This window comes from Shewanella sp. 11B5 (assembly GCF_002836795.1).
Classification (GTDB): domain Bacteria; phylum Pseudomonadota; class Gammaproteobacteria; order Enterobacterales; family Shewanellaceae; genus Shewanella; species Shewanella frigidimarina.
Genome location: NZ_PJAP01001048.1, coordinates 1 through 2,515, shown reverse-complemented (window position 1 = coordinate 2,515; position 2,515 = coordinate 1). Strand labels below are relative to the sequence as shown.

The 2,515-nt window shown below is 39.9% G+C and carries 1 protein-coding gene; it reads right to left on the bottom strand.

From position 1 onward, the window contains the following. Positions 1-2,515: insulinase family protein (locus tag CXF78_RS20115; protein ID WP_257984963.1), on the bottom strand; the 2,515-nt coding region annotated here is incomplete at both ends.

Below are 2,515 nucleotides of genomic sequence, written 5' to 3'. Positions count from 1 at the left end.
GTTGGTATCGTGTTCCATAATTTGACTTATCATACCTTGCTTAGTGCTTTCCCATTGTTCATTGGTTATTTGCATAACGGCATAATTAAAGTCGGCAATGAACTCGTCGATTGCTTCGAGCAGTTGTCTTGGGCCTGTAGTAGGGGACTGCACATAAAAAATCATCCCAGGATGTCGGTTTAACGGTAAATAACCTGTCCCAACCATGTAGCCTAATTGTTGTTTAGTGCGTAACTCATGAAAAAAGGTAGATGACATTGTATGGTTTAATAGACTAAATAACGCCACACGTTCTGGTGTTGCCATCCGAGACTGATAATAAACAATAATCGCACTATCTTGATGGGAAATGGCTTTTTCGCGAAGTAATGAACCTCTTTTATCGAGGTTAATAAGTTCACGGGAGGATTCTGCACTTGGTTTAGTGACTAATGACAATAGATGCTGCAAACGCTTGCCGAGTTGTTGCGCTTCTTCAACCAGCCAATCTCCGTATACCAAACCTTCGAGGTAAACCTTTTTGTAAAATGCGCTGACATGATTATGCAAATCATCAAGTGTTAGTAGCATGAGTTCTTCAGCCATTCTTGCTGGCTCAAAACTTCTTTTTTGCAGCGACACCGTTAAACTAGTAAATAATTGTGATATTGGTTTAGCTTGAGCAACATTATTCCAACTGCGCAATATCTGATTTTTAATCATGTTAAAGCGCTGTTCGGTAAAGTTTCGCTCTCGGGCTTTGTTAATAATCAGAGTGAGGAGTTTTTCTTGGTTACCTGTAAAACCGGTTAAATGCAGGGTAATGCCGCCTTGGTGGGGGTAAATATTGTAGTTAAGGCCAGCAACCTCTGCTTGGTATGTTGGCTCTGTCAGATAATCGATAAGCATTTCAACGTACAGCCTTGTTAATGCTGCTTGTCTAGGGGTTGAGCTCGCTTGATCTGAGTCTAACGATAAGTATAAATGTCCTTTAGGAACATTAAATTCATCATCTTTTTTATGCCAAATACGGTAACCTTCACCTTCTGCAACAATAGTGGGTACAGGAGTATCGCTTTTGTCTGCCCGAGCTTGCGGGTTGGCGACAATAAACGGATTTCTTTCCGGAAGTTGAAGTGAATCTCTTACCGTCACGGAAGACCATTTTGCTATTTGTTGAGGTTGTAATGATCTCACTTGATATGGAGTGTCGTACCATTTAGCCTGAGTATCGACTTGCGATTCTTTTGCTACTGTAAGTAAGCGCATATTGCTTGTCGACATCATAGACAGTAGCTGTATTGTTTCATCTTCAAGCATTTCATCCATGCGATAGTCGCCGTAAATAATGTCTTCAATATCGTAATGGTGCATGTTGATGCTGAGATGACTAGCTAAATCCAAGGTTTTGATTTGTTCTTGGAATCGAAACGCTGTGTCAAGTAAATTGGCTCGCTCTTGGTAACGCCAGGCTTGTACACCTTGCTGCTTAATCAGTTCAATGTATTCAAATACACAAGTTACCACTTCATCAAGCTCTGCAAATCCTTTGTCGGTTAATTGTATGCTGATTGAATAATCTTTGAAATTGTAACCATTAACACCACCGCCAGCAGATAAGTTATTAGCGAGTCCCTGCACTTTTAAATAGGACAGTAAACTCCCCGGACTTTCATTACCGAGCAAATGGCTGATAAAGGTGAGTGGTTTACGCTTATAAAATTGATCTATCTCTGGCAGAGAAAAACAAATACTGACTCGCTTTTGATCTTTCAAAGGTACAATTTGTATATGCTTTTGTCGTTGGTCCTTCGTTATCATTGCTTCTTGAGGATAGTGTTTACTTACATTTCTATTAATAATATCTGAGAAATATTTTTTTACGATGGTGTCTAACTCTGCAATAGGGCGTGGGGCGACAACACACAATGTCATGATATTGGCACTGTAATGTTGTTGATAAAAAGCCAGTAATTCATCCCGAATGTCTGCTTGTTTACCCGCTAAGGTTGTTTGGTTACCGACAGAGAACTTTGAAAATGGATGTTTTGGATTAACGGTTTCTTTTTGAACCTGGTAAACACGGCGAATATCATCTTTTAACTTTAAGCTAAATTCAGATTCGATTGCCTGCCTTTCACGATCAACTAACTCTAAGTCAAACTTTGGGGCAATGAAAAATTGGCTGAATCGGTCTAATGAACCTTCTAAGGCTTCAGCATTAATACTATAGAAAAAGTTAGTTTGTTCTGTGCCTGTCCAAGCATTATTACTGCCACCATGTTGATTAATATAAGCGTGGTATTCACCTGAATCTGGATACTTCTCGGTGCCTAAAAATAACATGTGCTCAAGGAAGTGCGCCATACCAGGCCGTTCAACAGGATCGTCAAAATGACCAACACTCACAGCCATCGATGCGGCGGCTTGATTTGATTGCATGTCTTCAACTAATAACACTCGAAGTTGATTGTTCAACACTCGATATTGGTATTGGCGATGGTCATTTTGGCTTTTATAAACAGCTGGAAATTCA